This is a genomic window from Azospirillum agricola, assembly GCF_020005195.1.
Classification (GTDB): Bacteria; Pseudomonadota; Alphaproteobacteria; order Azospirillales; family Azospirillaceae; genus Azospirillum; species Azospirillum agricola.
In genome coordinates this window covers 492,166-508,234 of sequence record NZ_JAIFZR010000005.1, presented here as the reverse complement: position 1 = coordinate 508,234, position 16,069 = coordinate 492,166, and the positions used below count along the sequence as shown (strand labels likewise).

The following is a 16,069-nucleotide window of genomic DNA, read 5'->3' as shown; positions in this document are numbered from 1 at the left end:
GGCGCCGCCGGTCAGTTCGCCGGCCGCAGCGCGCGCACCGCCTCGTCGCCCGGCAGATAGGCGGCGCCGTCGGCGTAGCGCCAGTCCTTCATCGTGCCGCGCCCGTCCTTCACCGTGGTGGTGCCGACATAGGCGCCCATCGTCGCCTGATGGTCCGAGGCGCGGAACACCACCGGGCCGAAGGGGCTGGAGATCGACAGGCCGCTCAGCGCGTCGACCAGCTTCTCCGGATCGGTCGAGCCGGCCTTCTCGACGGCGCCGGCGATCGCCACCAGCGTCGCGTAGCCGACCACCGAGCCCTGGCGCGGCGTTTCCTTGAAGCGCGCGGTGTAGGCGTCGCGGAAGGCCTTGTGCTCCGGCGTGTCGATCTGTTCCTGCGGGTAGCCGGTGACGATCCAGCCCTCCGGCGCCTCGTCCTTCATCGGGTCGAGATACTCCGGCTCGCCGGTCAGCAGGCTGACCACCTTGCGGTTCCGGAACAGGCCGCGCCCCTCGCCCTCGCGCACCAGCTTGGCGAGGTCGGCGCCGAAGGTGACGTTGAAGATCGCCTCGGGGTTGGCGGCCGCCAGCGCCTGCACGGTCGGTCCGGCCTCCAGCTTGCCCTGCGCCGGCCATTGCTCGGCGACGAACTCGACGTCGGGGCGCTTCTCCTTGAGGAGCTGCTTGAACCACGTCACCGCCGACTGGCCGTACTCGTAGTTGGGCGCCACGGTGGCCCAGCGCCTGGCCGGCAGCTTGGCCGCCTCCTCCACCAGCATCGACGCCTGCATGTAGGTGCTGGGGCGCAGGCGGAAGGTGTAGCGGTTGCCCTTGGACCAGGTGATGGCGTCGGTCAGCGGCTCGGCGGCGACGAAGGGCACCTTGTTGCGCGCGGCGAAGTCGGCCACCGCCAGCCCGATGTGCGAGAAGTAGGTGCCGGCCAGCAGCTCGACCTTCTCGTTGCTCAGCAGCTCCTGCGCGACGCGCACGGCGTCGTCGGGCTTGCCGGCGTCGTCGCGCGAGACGACCTCCAGCTTGCGCCCGCCGAGCAGGCCGCCCCGGGCGTTGACCTCCTCGACCGCGAGCTGCCAGCCCTGGCGGTAGGGAATCGTGAAGGCGGGCAGGCCGGTGTAGCTGTTGATCTCGCCGACGCGGATCGGGCCGGCGCTGCTCTGGGCGGCCGCCTGGGCGAGGGCGGCGGGAGCGTGCCCGGCCAGTGGCGCGAGCAGCGCGGCGGCGCCCAGCAGCGAAAGGGTCTGACGGCGGTTCATCATCCTGCGGGCGTCCCGGCGTTGAAGGTGGCGTTGCGGCAAGGCGGACTTGCGGACGGAGACGGCCCCATCCGGGAGCCGCCCCGCGTTCATAGCAAACCCCACGCAAATGTCACCGTTTCAAAGCCGTCCGCCCAAAGCTGGCTGCCCGGAGCCGTCCGCCCGACTCCCTTCGTCGGCCGGAAATCACATCAGCCGGGCAAGCAGGCGCAGGAACTGGGCGCGCTCCTCCGCCGACAGCGGCTCCAGGGTCCGGTCATGGGCGGTGGCGGCGTTGGCCATCAGGTCGACGACCAGCGCCTCGCCGATTCGGGTCAGCCGCACGCTGGTGCGCCGCCGGTCCTGCGGGTCGGGATGGCGTTCGACCAGACTGCGCTCCACCAGCCGCAGGATCACGCCCTGGGTGGTCGCCGGATCCATGAAGGTGAGCCGGCCGAGCTGGTTCTGCGACAGCACCCCTTCGCTGTACAGGGTGGCGAGCGCCGACCATTGCGTCGGGGTCAGCTGGGAATCGCCGATGGTGTCGAGAAAGATCGCCGACGCCCGCTGGTGGGCGCGGCGGAGACGGTGATGCACCTGGACGGCCAGCTGGTAGTCGTCCCGGGGCGGCGGTCGGCCGAAGTCGTCCATGGGCATACGCCAATAAAACGCGCCCACCTTCGATCCGGGGGCGAAGGCGAAGCGGGCACGGAGCGCGGCTCCCGGCTGCGAAGACGCCGATTCCTTGTTTCGAATGCGTTGCGTCGTTCAGTGCGTTCCTTGACCCAAAGCGTAGAAAGACAACAGGCCCGGAGCAACCTTCGCGGATGCGGCATAGAGCCACAGTCGCGTGGTCTTCGCCATGCGGCGTCTCAAAGACAACGCCGGCCGTTCCGGTAATGGCGATTCCTGGAAAAGGCGGGGGATCCGCTGCGATTTCCGGATCGGCCACGGCCTTCTCATGGTTTTTGCTTCGGTGGGTAAGTGTTTGCGGGCGCACTTTTTTCCGCAGGGGAATCAGGAGGTTGCCCTTCCGGCTGGGGAATTCCGCCCGGTGTGTAGGGTGGCATGCGATCATCGGACGGGCGTTTGGTGGGCTTCGGCGGCCGGGTGTCGATTGGGCGGGTCATGACGAAGAGTCTCCCTTGCGGCGCGCCATGCGGCGCACCGTTGAACAACCGTCCGCTCCAAGGCCGGGTTCCAAGAGGAGCGCGCGGCTTCTCCAGGCCATGACCCATATTTCTATGGCTTTGGTCTTAGGTCGTTTTTCCGGAACGCCGAGGATTTCGCGGTCGCGGAATCGTTTCCTTGCCGCATGACCGCCGTCTTGTTGCCCTCACACCACAGGCCTCGGCAAAAACCGGCCGGCGTCGGCTTCACTGTTGCACCATAAGCACGCCTTGTTGTGTCTTTGCGGGACGGGGCCGCATCCGGACGGGTGCGGCGCTCCACACAAGATTGAGGCGCTCTGCTCCAGGGCTCCGGCCGGTCTTCCGATCGGCGGGCGCTTTCGACGGAAAAAGCCGACCGATGTTCGAGCCGACCGATTCCAGCCATGCGCGGTGATCCCATGAAGACCAGCACCCTGTCCCTTCTCGCCCTGGCGTTCGCCTCCACCGGGCTGACCTCGCTTACGGCCATGGCCCAGCAGCGGGACGACGACCTCCAGCGCGGCGAGACGGTGCTGGAGCGCCGCCGTCCGGAGGTCGAGCAGCTTGGCATCCGCGCCGGATCCTTCCGCTTCCTGCCCCGCGTCGAGGCCGGCGCCACCTACGACAGCAACGTCTTCGCGACCGAGAACGACAGGAAGCACGACTACATCTGGACCGTGCAGCCGCGCCTCGACATCCGCTCGGACTTCTCCGCCCACGCGCTGAACTTCACGGCCTCGGCCGACGTCGGGCGCTACTCGGACTACTCCAGCGAGAACTACACCGACTACACCGTCCAGGCCGACGGCCGCTACGACGTGACCAAGAGCGGCGCTGTCGACGGCCAGCTCTACCACCGCCGCCGGCACGAGGGCCGCGGCGACATCGACAGCCTCTCCGGTTACGCCGAGCCGGTGAAATACACCGAGAGCGGCGGCGAGGTCGGCTACACCCAGCGTTTCAACCGCCTGCGCGCCCGCCTGTCCGGCACCGCGCAATACTCCGAATACGACGACGTCGGCATCCGTGGTGGCGGCGTCGCCCTCCAGGGTGACCGCGACCGCTGGCAGTACGGCACCACCGCCCGCGTCGGCTACGAGTTCATCGAGGGCTACGAGGCCTTCGTCCAGGGCACCTATTCCTGGACCCGCCACCGCCGCGACCGCGACTTCAACGGCGTCAAGCGCGACTCGGACGGCTACGAGGTCGTCGGCGGCATCGCCAGCGAGCTGACCAGCCTGATCACCGGCGAGTTCTACGCCGGCTACCTCGCCCGCAACTACGACGATTCGCGGCTGGAGGATTTCGGCGGCCTGGCGCTCGGCGGCCGGATCAACTGGTCGGTCACCCAGCTCACCACGGTCACCGGCTCGCTCAGCCGCCAGATCCGCGAGACCACCAGCAGCCTCGGCCTCGGCACCGCGTCGAGCTACGAGCGCACCATCCTGGCGGTCGGCGTCGACCACGAGCTGCTGCGCACGCTGCTGCTGAACGGCCGGGCCCAGTACCGCCGCGACGACTTCAACGGCAACAACCGCAAGGACAACATCGCCACGCTGGGCGCCGGCGCCACCTACCAGTTCAGCCGCAACCTCTATTTGACCGGCGGCTACACCTACGAGAAGCGCGATTCGAACGTGTCCGGCCTCGATTACTCGGACAACCTCGTGTATCTGCGCCTCGGCGCTCAGATGTAGTTCGTTTCGCCAAGTACCCGGCAAAAGCACAGGCCGAAGGGCATGGTTGACGAGGGGCGTCCGTCTTGCGATGGGCGCCCCTCCTGCGTTCACGGCCTCATCCGGCGGACTCGGTTTCCTTGACCCGAAGGCGGTAATTCCTCTCCACTTTTTCCCAAGCGCTTGCGAGACGCTAGGCTCCACCCGAGTTCAGGATTGCGTGACCACCGGAAGCCGGGTCGCGCCGCCCGGAAGGGTGCCGATCCGGCCTCCACGAGCCAGGGAAGGGGTTTAGGGATGAATCGACATCATGTGTTCCGCGCGCTCGGCCGCACCGTGGGGCTGGCCGCGCTCGCCGTCGCCATGGTGGGCTGCGCCGGGGTCGACGCGCCGATGGAGACGTCGGAGGCCGTCCAGTCCACCGACTACCGTCTGGGGTCGGGCGACGCGCTGCGCGTGATCGTCTTCGGCGAGGAGCAGCTCTCCGGCGAGTTCCGGGTCGACGGCACCGGCAAGGTCGCCATGCCGCTGATCGGCGACGTGACGGCCAAGAACCGCACCACCGGCGAGGTGGAGAAGGAAATCTCTTCCAAGCTGTCGCAGGGCTACGTGCGCGACGCCAAGGTCAGCGTCGAGGTCATGAACCACCGGCCCTTCTTCATCCTGGGCGAGGTGCGCAACCCCGGCCAGTACCAGTTCCAGAACGGCATGACGGCGCTGTCGGCGGTGGCGATGGCCGGCGGATACACCTACCGCGCCAAGGAGGATTTTGTCCTGATCACCCGCGGCAACGACCCCAAGAAGCAGCTGCGCAAGGCGCCGATCACCACGACGGTGATGCCGGACGACGTGGTCCGCATTCCGGAGCGCTATTTCTGATCGGCCGTTCCCGCGTCCAATCGGTCGCCCCCGGGGCCATCACGGTCTCCGGGGGGGGGGCTCAGGTGTCCAAGGTGTCGCCGCCCTTCTTCTGACCCGGCGGGATGCGCTGGTTCTTCGGAACCACCGAGTCCCGCGCGTCGAAGAGGGGCGCCGTCGTCCCGGCGGCCTCGTCGTCGGTGCCGAGCGGCGCCGCCGCCGGATCGGTCGCCGGCACCTTGTCGCCGGTCAGGCCGCGGTCGATGGCGTCGCGCAGGCGGTGCGGCTCGGCGGTGTGGGGAGCGGGGGCGCCGTGACCGGCGTCGGGCTTGGGAAGCGTCATCATCGGCCTCGCGTCGAACGGATCGGACGGCGCGACCGCCGCGCGCCCGTATCGGTCCAACCGGGCTGCGAGGACATCGGTTCCCGATTCGGGGACGACGGTGAGGACGGCGGCGGGGGAGGGGAGTGGTGCCGGATACAGGATTTGAACCCGTGACCTTCGGTTTACAAAACCGCTGCACTACCGCTGTGCTAATCCGGCAAGCCCGTCGCTGAGGCGGGCCTACACTAGCGTCCTCCCGCTTCCGGAACAAGCCTTACGCTCGTGGCCTCACGCACGCAGCCGCGCAACCTCGTACAGGGCGACCGCCGCCGCGTTGGACACGTTCAGGCTGCCGACGGGGCCGCCGGTCGGCAGGCGGGCGATGACGTCGCAGCGCTCCATGGTCAGGCGGCGCAGCCCGCTGCCCTCCGCCCCCATCACCAGCACCGTCTTGCCGGTCAGGTCGAGCTGGGCCAGCGTGCCCTTTCCCGACTCGGCCAGCCCGACGCTCCAGAAGCCCGCCTGCTGCAACTCCGCGAGGCTGCGGGCGAGGTTGGTCACCCGCACCAGCGGAACCGCCTCCAGCGCGCCGGACGCGCTCTTGGCGAGCACCCCGGTGGTTTCCGGGGCGTGCCGCTCGGTCACCACCACGGCGCGGGCGCCGAAGGCGGCGGCGGAGCGCAGGATGGCCCCGACATTGTGGGGATCGGTCACCTGATCGAGCACGACGATGACGGCCTGCGATTCGCCGGCCAGCTCGTTGCAGAGGTCGTCGATCCCGACGTCGGGCAGCGGGGCGACGTCGGCCGCGACTCCCTGGTGCACCGCCCCCGGCGGCATCAGCCGGTCCAGTTCGGTCTTGTCGACGATGGTGAGGCCGGGGCGGCTCAGTCCGGCGGTCCGCGCCGTGGCGAGCGCGCCGTCGAGCGCCGCCCGCCCCGCCTCGGTCGCCAGCAGCCGGTGGACGCGCCGCTCGGGATTCGTCCAGGCCGCCGTCACCGGGTGCAGGCCATAGAGCCAGGCGCCCTGGGCGCCCCGGGGGCCGCCGCCGCCCTTGGACGTCTCCCGGGGCGTGTGCTGGGGCTTGCCGGAGGAACGGTTGCCGGGATGGCCGGAGGAGGGGGGCTTGGAGCGCGTCATGGTACCCGCAAAGAGGAGGGAGGAGCCCGCCGGAACGGCGTAGCGAAGTTTTTTTGTGTGAACCGCCGACGTCGTGTTGACAAGGCCCAAAAAATGGGGATAGTGCCGAACTCCGCGACGGGCTCAGCCCGAAGCGGAACGGAAGGGTGGCCGAGTGGTTAAAGGCAGCAGACTGTAAATCTGCCCGCGTAAGCGTACACTGGTTCAAATCCAGTCCCTTCCACCACTTACATTCCACGGCTTGTCCGTGATCTGGTTTTGCCCCGGACGGTCGCGCCGGCGGGATGGCGAGGCGGGTGTAGCTCAATGGTAGAGCAGAAGCCTTCCAAGCTTACGACGGGGGTTCGATTCCCCTCACCCGCTCCAACCCGCGCGCGCCCCGGCTGAACCGATCCCGGCCGGGCCATGTTGTGCGTCCGGAACGTCGGGAACGAGAGATCAAAGCGATGGCGAAGGCAAAGTTCGAGCGGAATAAGCCGCACTGCAACGTTGGCACGATCGGCCACGTCGACCACGGCAAGACGTCGCTGACGGCGGCGATCACGAAGGTGCTGGCGGAGTCCGGCGGCGCGACCTTCACCGCCTACGATCAGATCGACAAGGCGCCGGAAGAGAAGGCGCGCGGCATCACGATCTCGACCGCCCACGTCGAGTACGAGACGACCAACCGCCACTACGCGCACGTCGACTGCCCCGGCCACGCCGACTACGTGAAGAACATGATCACCGGCGCCGCCCAGATGGACGGCGCGATCCTGGTCGTGTCGGCCGCCGACGGCCCGATGCCGCAGACCCGCGAGCACATCCTGCTGGCCCGCCAGGTCGGCGTGCCGGCGCTGGTGGTGTTCATGAACAAGGTCGACATGGTCGACGATCCGGAGCTGCTGGAGCTGGTCGAGCTGGAAGTGCGCGAGCTGCTCTCGTCCTACCAGTTCCCGGGCGACGACATTCCGATCACCAAGGGCTCGGCCCTGTGCGCGCTGGAAGACCGTTCGCCGGAGATCGGCCGTGACGCCGTTCTCGCCCTGATGAAGACGGTGGATGAGTACATCCCGCAGCCGGAGCGTCCGGTCGACCGTCCGTTCCTGATGCCGATCGAGGACGTGTTCTCGATCTCGGGCCGCGGCACCGTGGTGACCGGCCGCGTCGAGCGCGGCATCGTCAAGGTCGGCGAGGAAGTCGAGATCGTCGGCCTGAAGGCGACGGTGAAGACGACGGTGACCGGCGTCGAGATGTTCCGCAAGCTGCTCGAGTCGGGCCAGGCGGGCGACAACATCGGCGCGCTGCTGCGCGGCACCAAGCGCGAGGACGTCGAGCGCGGCCAGGTTCTGGCCAAGCCGGGCTCGATCACCCCGCACACCAAGTTCAAGGCCGAGGCCTACATCCTGACGAAGGAAGAGGGCGGCCGCCACACGCCGTTCTTCACCAACTACCGTCCGCAGTTCTATTTCCGCACGACCGACGTGACGGGCATGGTGTCGCTGCCGGAAGGCGTCGAGATGGTCATGCCGGGCGACAACATCGCCATGGACGTGGCGCTGATCGCCCCGATCGCCATGGACGAGGGCCTGCGCTTCGCCATCCGCGAGGGTGGTCGCACCGTCGGCGCCGGCGTTGTTGCCAAGATCGTCGAGTGATGCTATAAGCCTGCCTCCCCCGCCGGACGGAAGCCCGGCGGGGGTGGTTCAAAGGGCAGGTTGCTTATGGTAAGTGCTTCCGGTAAAACGCCTTGATCTCTCCGGAGGTCTCGGCCGGACGGCGATAGGAGCGTAGCTCAATTGGTAGAGCACCGGTCTCCAAAACCGGGGGTTGCGGGTTCGAGCCCCTCCGCTCCTGCCATCCCGTCCAGATAACGAATTGGGTAGAAGCGGCACCCTACAGTCGCTCCGGAGCTCGCACGGTTCGCACGATGGCTAAAGTCAATCCCGCAGAATTCGCGCGCGAGGTCCGCCGCGAGGTTGCCAGGGTCACCTGGCCGACCCGCAAGGAAACCGGCATCACGACCGCCATGGTTTTCGTCATGGTCGTGCTAGCCGCCCTGTTCTTCCTCGTCGTCGATCAGGTGCTGGCGTTCGCCGTTCGCTTGATCCTTGGACTGGGAGGCTGAGCATGGCCGCGCGCTGGTACGTCGTGCATGTGTATTCGGGTTTCGAGAAAAAAGTCTCCCAGGCGATCCGCGAGAAGGCGGAGCAGAAGGGGTTGGCCGACAAGTTCGAGGAAATCCTGGTTCCGACCGAGGAAGTGGTCGAGGTTCGCCGGGGTTCCAAGGTCAACAGCGAGCGCAAGTTCTTCCCCGGCTACGTCCTGGTCAAGATGGACCTGATCGACGAGACGTGGTCGCTGGTGAAGAACACGCCGAAGGTCACGGACTTCCTGGGTGGCGGCGGCAAGCCGCAGCCGATCTCGCAGCGCGAGGCCGAGCGGATCATCCATCAGGTGCAGGAAGGCTTCGAGCGCCCCAAGCCGTCGATCACCTTCGAGGTGGGCGAGCAGGTTCGTGTGAGCGACGGTCCCTTCACCTCCTTCAACGGTGTCGTCGAGGAAGTCGACGAGGAGAAGTCCCGCCTCAAGGTGGCGGTGTCGATCTTCGGTCGTTCGACCCCGGTGGAGCTGGAATACACCCAGGTCGAAAAGGTCTGAGGTCCGCGTTTCATCCTGTTTCCCGGAGCTGCCGTCGGCCTGGCCGTCGGTGGCTCCTTCTGTTGCGGTAGGCCCGCCATAGCCGTACCGCGAAACCCCGCGGCGCCGAGCCGTTCCGCAAGGCGCCGTCTCTGGAGGTTGTCCCATGGCGAAGAAGATCGTCGGTTACATCAAGCTGCAGGTCCCGGCCGGCAAGGCGAACCCGTCGCCGCCCATCGGCCCGGCGCTCGGCCAGCGCGGCCTGAACATCATGGAGTTCTGCAAGGCGTTCAACGCCAAGACGGCGGACCTGGAAGTCGGCATGCCGATTCCCGTGGTCATCACCGCCTACGGCGACCGCACCTTCACCTTCGTGACCAAGACCCCGCCGGTCAGCTACTTCCTGAAGAAGGCCTCGGGCAAGGACAAGGGTTCGACGACCCCCGGCAAGGGCGGTTTCGTCGGCTCGGTCACCACGTCGCAGATCCGCGAGATCGCCCAGAAGAAGATGGTCGATCTGAACGCGCACGACGTCGACGCCGCCGCGACCATGATCGCCGGCTCCGCCCGCTCGATGGGCCTCGAAGTGGTGGAGGGCTGATCCATGGCCAAGCTGGGCAAGCGTCTGACCGACGCCTACAAGAACGTCAACCGTGACAGCTTCTACAACCTCGAGGCCGCCGTCGCGCTGCTGAAGAGCACGTCGAAGACCAAGTTCGACGAGACCATCGAGATCGCGATGAATCTCGGCATCGATCCGCGCCACGCCGACCAGATGGTCCGCGGCGTCGTGAACCTGCCGAACGGCACCGGCAAGACCGTCCGCGTCGCGGTGTTCGCCCGCGGCGCCAAGGTCGACGAGGCCCTGGCCGCCGGCGCCGACGTGGTCGGCGGCGACGATCTGGCCGAGAAGATCCTGGCCGGCAACATCGACTTCGACCGCTGCATCGCGTCCCCGGACATGATGGGCGTCGTCGGCAAGCTCGGCAAGGTGCTCGGCCCGCGCGGCCTGATGCCGAACCCGAAGCTCGGCACCGTGACCCCGGACGTCGCCGGCGCCGTCAAGGCCGCCAAGGCCGGTGCGGTCGAGTTCCGCGCCGAGAAGACCGGCATCGTGCACGCCGGCGTGGGCAAGGCCAGCTTCTCGGAAGAGGCGCTGGTCCAGAACATCCGCGCCTTCGTCGACGCGATCAGCCGCGCCAAGCCGACCGGCGCCAAGGGCCAGTACATCGAGAAGGTCTCGCTGTCCTCGACCATGGGCCCCGGCCTGAAGCTGGACCTCGCCACCGTGTCGGCCCCGGCCGGCGCCTCGGCGTAAATTTCCGAGTTTTCCCCCCGGCCTCTCCGGAGGCCGGGGGGATCGGGTGGTCTCCCTCCGGGCGACTGCCCACCCTGTCCGAGACCGCTGGTGCCCGACCGTCCGCAAGACGGAAGGGCTTAAAATTCACCGGCGCAGACGGGAGTTGAACCCGTTCACCACTCCGATGAAAGTCGGAACAGGAACGGCTTGAACTTCTGGGACAGGTTCGCCGGAGTTCCGATCCCTGCCAAGGGGGAGGGGCTCCATGTACACCTCTGTGCAAGGAGGCGATCCGTGGATCGTACACAAAAAGAAGCGACGATCGCGGCTCTGCAATCGAAGCTCCAGGACACGGGCCTGGTGGTGGTCACCCACCATCTGGGCCTGACGGTGAAGGAAGTCACCGACCTGCGTGCGAAGGTTCGGGCTGCTGGCGCCAGCTTCAAAGTGACGAAGAACCGGCTCGCCCGTCGTTCCCTTCAGGGGACGCAGTTCGAAGGTCTGGACGGTCTCTTCAAGGGACCGACGGCGATCGCCTTCTCGAAGGATCCCGTTGCGGCCGCCAAGGTGGTGGCCGACTACGCGAAGACCAACGAGAAGCTCAAGATCGTCGGCGCCAGCCTCGGCACCCAGCTGCTGGACGCGGAGGGGGTCAAGGCCCTCGCCTCGCTCCCGTCGCTGGACGAACTGCGCGGCAAGCTCGTGGGCATGATCCAGACCCCGGCGACCCGCATCGCCGGTGTCCTCCAGGCTCCGGGCGGCCAGGTCGCCCGCGTGCTGGCGGCCTACGCGAAGAAGGACGACGAGGCGGCCTGAGCTGGTTTTCCAGCCGGTCTCTTAGTCACCCGTTTTTTCCATACCCAGAACTCAAGTCGTTTGGAGTAGTACCATGGCTGATCTGCAGAAGCTCGTCGACGACCTGTCGGCCCTGACCGTCCTGGAAGCCGCCGAGCTGTCCAAGCTGCTCGAAGAGAAGTGGGGCGTCTCCGCCGCCGCTCCGGTGGCCGTCGCCGCCGCCGGCCCGGCCGCTGCCGCCGCTCCGGTCGAAGAGCAGACCGAGTTCACGGTGATCCTCGCCGACGCCGGCGACAAGAAGATCAACGTGATTAAGGAAGTCCGCGCCATCACCGGCCTGGGCCTGAAGGAAGCCAAGGACCTGGTCGAGGGCGCGCCCAAGCCGGTCAAGGAAGGCGCCACGAAGGACGAGGCCGCCAAGATCAAGAAGCAGCTTGAAGAGGCCGGCGCCAAGGTCGATATTAAGTAAGACCTTGTTGCGTTACGGTTCATACAGTTCCACGTCGGACGGCGGTCGGCTCCCAAGGGGGCCGGCCGCTGTGCGGCGTTTTCTGCCTTTCGCCGTACCGGGTTCGTCCCGGTGCGGTTCTTTCCGTCCCGGTTTTCGGGACGGCCCGCGCGGTCGCCCGCCGGGGTGACCCAATGGGGGCCTGCCCCCTTGGGAACGGTTGTCGGTCGGTTGAAGCGCATCACGTAGCAGACGTTTGGGGACATCCATGGCCAAATCCTTTACGGGTCGTAAACGTGTTCGGAAGAGCTTCGGGCGCATCCCGGAAGTCACCCAGATGCCTAACCTCATCGAGGTGCAGCGCAGCTCCTACGACCACTTCCTGCAGATGGACATCGCCCCGGAGAAGCGGGCGAACCTCGGCCTTCAGGAAGTGTTCAAGTCGGTGTTCCCGATCAAGGACTTCTCCGACCGCGCCGTGCTCGACTTCGTGAAGTATGAGCTGGAACAGCCGAAATATGACGTCGAGGAGTGCCAGCAGCGCGGCATGACCTTCGCCGCCCCGCTGAAAGTGACGCTGCGCCTGTCGGTCTTCGACATCGAGGAAGACACCGGGCTGCGCTCCATCCGCGACATCAAGGAGCAGGACGTCTACATGGGCGACATGCCCCTGATGACGGCCAACGGCACCTTCGTCATCAACGGCACCGAACGCGTCATCGTCTCGCAGATGCACCGCTCGCCGGGCGTCTTCTTCGACCATGACAAGGGCAAGACCCATTCGTCGGGCAAGTATCTGTTCGCCGCCCGCGTCATTCCCTACCGCGGCTCCTGGCTGGACTTCGAGTTCGACGCCAAGGATCTCGTCTACGTCCGCATCGACCGCCGCCGCAAGCTGCCCGCCACGACCCTGCTCTTCGCGCTCGACGGCGCGGAGACCGAGGCGCTGCGCGCCGAGCGCAAGGCCAACCGCAAGGACCTGCTGCCCTACGAGGCGCAGGGCATGGCCAAGGAAGAGATCCTCAACTACTTCTACGAGACGATCACCTACACGCGCTCGGCCGGCGGTTGGAAGACCCCGTTCAACGTCGACCGCATGAAGGGCGTGAAGCTCGTCTCCGACCTGATCGACGCCGCCACCGGCGCCGTGGTCGCCGAGGCCGGCGCCAAGATGACGCCGCGCGTCATCAAGAAGCTGGTCGAGGCCGGCCTGACCGAGCAGCAGGTCTCCACCGAGGAGCTGACCGGCCGCTATCTGGCCGTCGACATCATCAACGAGCGCACCGGCGAGGTGCTGTTCGAGGCGGGCGACGAGCTGTCGGCCAGCGATCTCGACAAGCTGGAGAAGACCGGCGTCGACGAGCTGCCGGTGCTGGCGATCGACCACCTGAACGTCGGCGCCTACATCCGCAACACGATGAACGCGGACCGCAACGCCAGCCGCGAAGACGCGCTGATCGACATCTACCGCGTCATGCGTCCGGGCGAGCCGCCGACCCTGGAATCGGCCGAGGCGCTGTTCTCCGGCCTGTTCTTCGACAGCGAGCGCTACGACCTCTCGGCCGTCGGCCGCGTGAAGATGAACGCGCGCCTGAACTTCAAGACCGACGACCAGATGCGCGTGCTCCGCAAGGAGGACATCCTGGAGATCTTGAAGGTTCTGGTGAACCTGAAGGACGGCCGCGGCGAGATCGACGACATCGACCATCTCGGCAACCGCCGCGTCCGCTCGGTCGGCGAGCTGATGGAGAACCAGTACCGCGTCGGCCTGCTGCGCATGGAGCGCGCGATCCGCGAGCGCATGAGCTCGGTCGAGATCGACACGGTCATGCCGCACGACCTGATCAACGCCAAGCCGGCGGCGGCGGCCGTGCGCGAGTTCTTCGGCTCGTCGCAGCTCTCGCAGTTCATGGACCAGACCAACCCGCTGTCCGAGATCACGCACAAGCGTCGTCTCTCGGCTCTCGGCCCGGGCGGTCTGACCCGCGAGCGCGCCGGCTTCGAGGTGCGCGACGTGCACCCGACCCACTATGGCCGCATCTGCCCGATTGAGACGCCGGAAGGCCCGAACATCGGTCTGATCAACTCGCTGGCGACCTATGCCCGCGTGAACCAGTACGGCTTCATCGAGAGCCCCTACCGCAAGGTGGTGGACGGCCGCGTCACCAACGACGTCGTCTATCTCTCGGCGATGGAGGAGGGCCGCTACGTCGTCGCCCAGGCGAACGCCGAGCTGAACGCGGACAACACCTTCGCCAACGATCTCGTGTCGTGCCGCCAGGGCGGCGAGTACCTGATGTTCCGGCCCGAGGCGATCGACCTGATCGACGTCTCGCCCAAGCAGCTCGTCTCCGTCGCCGCCGCGCTGATCCCGTTCCTGGAGAACGACGACGCGAACCGCGCGCTGATGGGCTCGAACATGCAGCGTCAGGCGGTGCCGCTGGTCAAGGCCGACGCTCCGCTGGTCGGCACCGGCATGGAGGCGACCGTCGCCCGCGACAGCGGCGTGACCATCGTCGCCAAGCGCTCCGGCGTCATCGACCAGATCGACGCGACCCGCATCGTCGTCCGCGCCACCGACAGCTCGGACAGCACGGCGCCGGGCGTCGACATCTACAACCTGCTGAAGTTCCAGCGCTCCAACCAGAACACCTGCATCACCCAGCGTCCGCTGGTGAAGGTGGGCGACCGGGTGAAGGCCGGCGACATCATCGCCGACGGCCCGTCGACCGATCTGGGCGAGCTGGCGCTCGGCCGCAACGTGCTCGTCGCGTTCATGCCGTGGAACGGCTACAACTTCGAGGACTCGATCCTCATCAACGAGCGCATCGTCAAGGACGACGTCTTCACCTCGATCCACATCGAGGAGTTCGAGGTCATGGCCCGCGACACCAAGCTGGGCCAGGAGGAAATCACCCGCGACATCCCGAATGTCGGCGAGGAAGCCCTCAAGAACCTCGACGAGGCCGGCATCGTCTACATCGGCGCCGAGGTCCGTCCGGGCGACATCCTGGTCGGCAAGGTGACGCCGAAGGGCGAAAGCCCGATGACGCCGGAAGAGAAGCTGCTGCGCGCCATCTTCGGCGAGAAGGCGTCCGACGTCCGCGACACCTCGCTGCGCCTGCCGCCGGGCGTCGTCGGCACCATCGTCGAGGTCCGCGTCTTCAGCCGCCGCGGCGTCGACAAGGACGAGCGCGCGCTCGCCATCGAACGCGCCGAGATCGAGAAGCTGGCCAAGGACCGCGACGACGAGCGCGGCATCCTGGAGCGCAGCTTCTACACCCGCCTCAAGGAAGTGCTGATCGGCCAGACGGCGCAGGCCGGCCCGAAGGGCATGAAGGGCGGCACGGTCCTCACCGACGAGGTGCTGGGCGGCCTGTCGAAGGGCCTGTGGCGCCAGATCTCCATCGCCGACGAGACGGTGATGGAGAATGTCGAGAACCTTGCCAAGGTGTTCGACGACTCAATCAAGGCGCTCCAGGACCGCTTCGAGAACAAGGTCGACAAGCTCCAGCGCGGCGACGAGCTGCCGCCGGGCGTGATGAAGATGGTCAAGGTCTTCGTCGCGGTGAAGCGCAAGCTGCAACCGGGCGACAAGATGGCCGGCCGTCACGGCAACAAGGGCGTCGTGTCGCGCATCATCCCGCAGGAGGACATGCCCTACCTGGAGGACGGCACCCCCGTCGATCTCGTGCTGAACCCGCTGGGCGTGCCCTCGCGCATGAACGTCGGTCAGATCCTCGAGACGCATCTGGGCTGGGCCGCGTCGGGCCTCGGCAAGCAGATCGGCCGCGCGGTCGACCAGTACCGGCTCGCCATCCGCCAGAAGGCGGACGGGGCGCCGCAGCTGGAGGCCTTGCGCTCGACGCTCAAGACCTCCTACGGCGAAGCGACCTACGCCGAGGACATCGCCGACATGACCGACGGCGAGATCCTGGAGCTGTCGGGCAATCTGCGCAAGGGCGTGCCCTTCGCGACCCCGGTCTTCGACGGCGCCCGCGAGGAGGACATCTGCGTCCATCTGGAGCGCGCCGGCTTCGACCGTTCGGGCCAGTCGACGCTGACCGACGGGCGCACCGGCGAGACCTTCGACCGCAAGGTCACGGTCGGCTACATCTACATGCTGAAGCTGCACCATCTGGTGGACGACAAGATCCACGCCCGCTCGATCGGCCCCTACTCGCTGGTCACGCAGCAGCCGCTGGGCGGCAAGGCCCAGTTCGGCGGCCAGCGCTTCGGTGAGATGGAGGTCTGGGCGCTGGAGGCCTACGGCGCCGCCTACACGCTGCAGGAAATGCTGACGGTGAAGTCGGACGACGTGTCCGGCCGCACCAAGGTCTACGAGGCGATCGTCCGCGGCGACGACAACTTCGAGGCCGGCATTCCGGAGTCGTTCAACGTGCTGGTCAAGGAGCTGCGCTCCCTTGGCCTGAACGTCGAACTGAACCAGCGGTCCTACTGAGTCCGTTTGACGTGACCAAAGCCCCGGAACGGCCGATCGCCGCTCCGGGGCCACGCACTGCCCTTA

At 67.2% G+C, this 16,069-nt stretch carries 14 protein-coding genes and 4 tRNA genes; 13 read left to right on the top strand and 5 right to left on the bottom strand.

The genetic code is table 11. The features are described 5' to 3' along the window. Positions 1 to 11: 11 nt before the first annotated feature. On the bottom strand, positions 12 to 1,253 hold the full coding sequence (locus JN22_RS17365; RefSeq protein ID WP_396021950.1) for an ABC transporter substrate-binding protein: 1,242 nt from the start codon (positions 1,251 to 1,253) through the stop codon (positions 12 to 14). A 183-nt stretch (positions 1,254 to 1,436) separates the two neighbouring features. Then, positions 1,437 to 1,880 carry a MarR family winged helix-turn-helix transcriptional regulator gene (locus JN22_RS17360; RefSeq protein WP_085555150.1) on the bottom strand — a complete coding sequence of 148 codons (444 nt, stop codon included), beginning with the start codon at positions 1,878 to 1,880 and terminating at the stop codon, positions 1,437 to 1,439. A 919-nt stretch (positions 1,881 to 2,799) separates the two neighbouring features. Between JN22_RS17360 and JN22_RS17355 the strand changes: the two genes are divergently transcribed. Then, complete coding sequence (locus JN22_RS17355) at positions 2,800 to 4,077, top strand: outer membrane beta-barrel protein (RefSeq protein WP_085557211.1); 1,278 nt, start codon at positions 2,800 to 2,802, stop codon at positions 4,075 to 4,077. Between the two features lie 276 nt (positions 4,078 to 4,353). Continuing rightward, entirely contained in the window at positions 4,354 to 4,935 is a 582-nt protein-coding gene (locus JN22_RS17350) for a polysaccharide biosynthesis/export family protein (RefSeq protein WP_085555149.1), read from the top strand. A gap of 61 nt (positions 4,936 to 4,996) precedes the next feature. Here JN22_RS17350 and JN22_RS17345 read toward each other — a convergent pair whose 3' ends face one another. The 3 genes from JN22_RS17345 to rlmB all read right to left on the bottom strand — a co-directional run bounded on the left by JN22_RS17345 (position 4,997) and on the right by rlmB (position 6,379). Continuing rightward, on the bottom strand, positions 4,997 to 5,260 hold the full coding sequence (locus JN22_RS17345) for a hypothetical protein (protein ID WP_223677769.1): 264 nt from the start codon (positions 5,258 to 5,260) through the stop codon (positions 4,997 to 4,999). A gap of 123 nt (positions 5,261 to 5,383) precedes the next feature. Beyond that, positions 5,384 to 5,458, bottom strand: a tRNA-Thr gene (locus JN22_RS17340). A gap of 69 nt (positions 5,459 to 5,527) precedes the next feature. Then, entirely contained in the window at positions 5,528 to 6,379 is an 852-nt protein-coding gene (rlmB, locus tag JN22_RS17335) for a 23S rRNA (guanosine(2251)-2'-O)-methyltransferase RlmB (RefSeq protein WP_085555148.1), read from the bottom strand. Positions 6,380 to 6,519: 140 nt separating this feature from the next. On the opposite strand from rlmB, the gene JN22_RS17330 reads away from it, so the two are divergent. From JN22_RS17330 to rpoB, 11 genes are all read left to right on the top strand, one after another. Further along, a tRNA-Tyr gene (locus tag JN22_RS17330) sits at positions 6,520 to 6,605 on the top strand. 66 nt (positions 6,606 to 6,671) lie between these two features. Continuing rightward, positions 6,672 to 6,745, top strand: a tRNA-Gly gene (locus JN22_RS17325). A gap of 80 nt (positions 6,746 to 6,825) precedes the next feature. Beyond that, a complete protein-coding gene (tuf, locus tag JN22_RS17320; RefSeq protein ID WP_085555137.1) occupies positions 6,826 to 8,016 on the top strand; it encodes an elongation factor Tu in 1,191 nt (396 codons plus the stop codon). A gap of 126 nt (positions 8,017 to 8,142) precedes the next feature. After that, positions 8,143 to 8,218, top strand: a tRNA-Trp gene (locus tag JN22_RS17315). Positions 8,219 to 8,288: 70 nt separating this feature from the next. Further along, on the top strand, positions 8,289 to 8,486 hold the full coding sequence (secE, locus tag JN22_RS17310; RefSeq protein ID WP_085555147.1) for a preprotein translocase subunit SecE: 198 nt from the start codon (positions 8,289 to 8,291) through the stop codon (positions 8,484 to 8,486). A 2-nt stretch (positions 8,487 to 8,488) separates the two neighbouring features. After that, positions 8,489 to 9,019, top strand: a complete 531-nt coding sequence (nusG, locus tag JN22_RS17305) for a transcription termination/antitermination protein NusG (protein WP_085555146.1) — start codon at positions 8,489 to 8,491, stop codon at positions 9,017 to 9,019. A gap of 145 nt (positions 9,020 to 9,164) precedes the next feature. Then, the gene (gene rplK, locus JN22_RS17300; protein ID WP_085555145.1) at positions 9,165 to 9,599 is read left to right on the top strand and encodes a 50S ribosomal protein L11; all 435 of its coding nucleotides are present in this window, start codon (positions 9,165 to 9,167) and stop codon (positions 9,597 to 9,599) included. Positions 9,600 to 9,602: 3 nt separating this feature from the next. Beyond that, positions 9,603 to 10,316 carry a 50S ribosomal protein L1 gene (gene rplA / locus JN22_RS17295; RefSeq protein ID WP_085555144.1) on the top strand — a complete coding sequence of 238 codons (714 nt, stop codon included), beginning with the start codon at positions 9,603 to 9,605 and terminating at the stop codon, positions 10,314 to 10,316. Between the two features lie 276 nt (positions 10,317 to 10,592). After that, a complete protein-coding gene (gene rplJ, locus JN22_RS17290) occupies positions 10,593 to 11,114 on the top strand; it encodes a 50S ribosomal protein L10 (RefSeq protein ID WP_085555143.1) in 522 nt (173 codons plus the stop codon). Positions 11,115 to 11,187: 73 nt separating this feature from the next. Then, positions 11,188 to 11,562, top strand: a complete 375-nt coding sequence (rplL, locus tag JN22_RS17285; protein ID WP_085555142.1) for a 50S ribosomal protein L7/L12 — start codon at positions 11,188 to 11,190, stop codon at positions 11,560 to 11,562. A 247-nt stretch (positions 11,563 to 11,809) separates the two neighbouring features. Next, complete coding sequence (rpoB, locus tag JN22_RS17280) at positions 11,810 to 16,003, top strand: DNA-directed RNA polymerase subunit beta (protein WP_085555141.1); 4,194 nt, start codon at positions 11,810 to 11,812, stop codon at positions 16,001 to 16,003. Positions 16,004 to 16,069: the final 66 nt, after the last annotated feature.

Coding starts and splice junctions, on each gene's coding strand:
- rplA (WP_085555144.1), top strand. CDS start 9,603: ATGGCCAAGCTGGGCAAGCGTCTGACCGACGCCTACAAGAACGTCAAC.
- JN22_RS17345 (WP_223677769.1), bottom strand. CDS start 5,260: ATGATGACGCTTCCCAAGCCCGACGCCGGTCACGGCGCCCCCGCTCCC.
- rplL (WP_085555142.1), top strand. CDS start 11,188: ATGGCTGATCTGCAGAAGCTCGTCGACGACCTGTCGGCCCTGACCGTC.
- JN22_RS17365 (WP_396021950.1), bottom strand. CDS start 1,253: ATGATGAACCGCCGTCAGACCCTTTCGCTGCTGGGCGCCGCCGCGCTG.
- tuf (WP_085555137.1), top strand. CDS start 6,826: ATGGCGAAGGCAAAGTTCGAGCGGAATAAGCCGCACTGCAACGTTGGC.
- rplK (WP_085555145.1), top strand. CDS start 9,165: ATGGCGAAGAAGATCGTCGGTTACATCAAGCTGCAGGTCCCGGCCGGC.
- JN22_RS17350 (WP_085555149.1), top strand. CDS start 4,354: ATGAATCGACATCATGTGTTCCGCGCGCTCGGCCGCACCGTGGGGCTG.
- JN22_RS17355 (WP_085557211.1), top strand. CDS start 2,800: ATGAAGACCAGCACCCTGTCCCTTCTCGCCCTGGCGTTCGCCTCCACC.
- nusG (WP_085555146.1), top strand. CDS start 8,489: ATGGCCGCGCGCTGGTACGTCGTGCATGTGTATTCGGGTTTCGAGAAA.
- secE (WP_085555147.1), top strand. CDS start 8,289: ATGGCTAAAGTCAATCCCGCAGAATTCGCGCGCGAGGTCCGCCGCGAG.
- rpoB (WP_085555141.1), top strand. CDS start 11,810: ATGGCCAAATCCTTTACGGGTCGTAAACGTGTTCGGAAGAGCTTCGGG.
- JN22_RS17360 (WP_085555150.1), bottom strand. CDS start 1,880: ATGGACGACTTCGGCCGACCGCCGCCCCGGGACGACTACCAGCTGGCC.
- rlmB (WP_085555148.1), bottom strand. CDS start 6,379: ATGACGCGCTCCAAGCCCCCCTCCTCCGGCCATCCCGGCAACCGTTCC.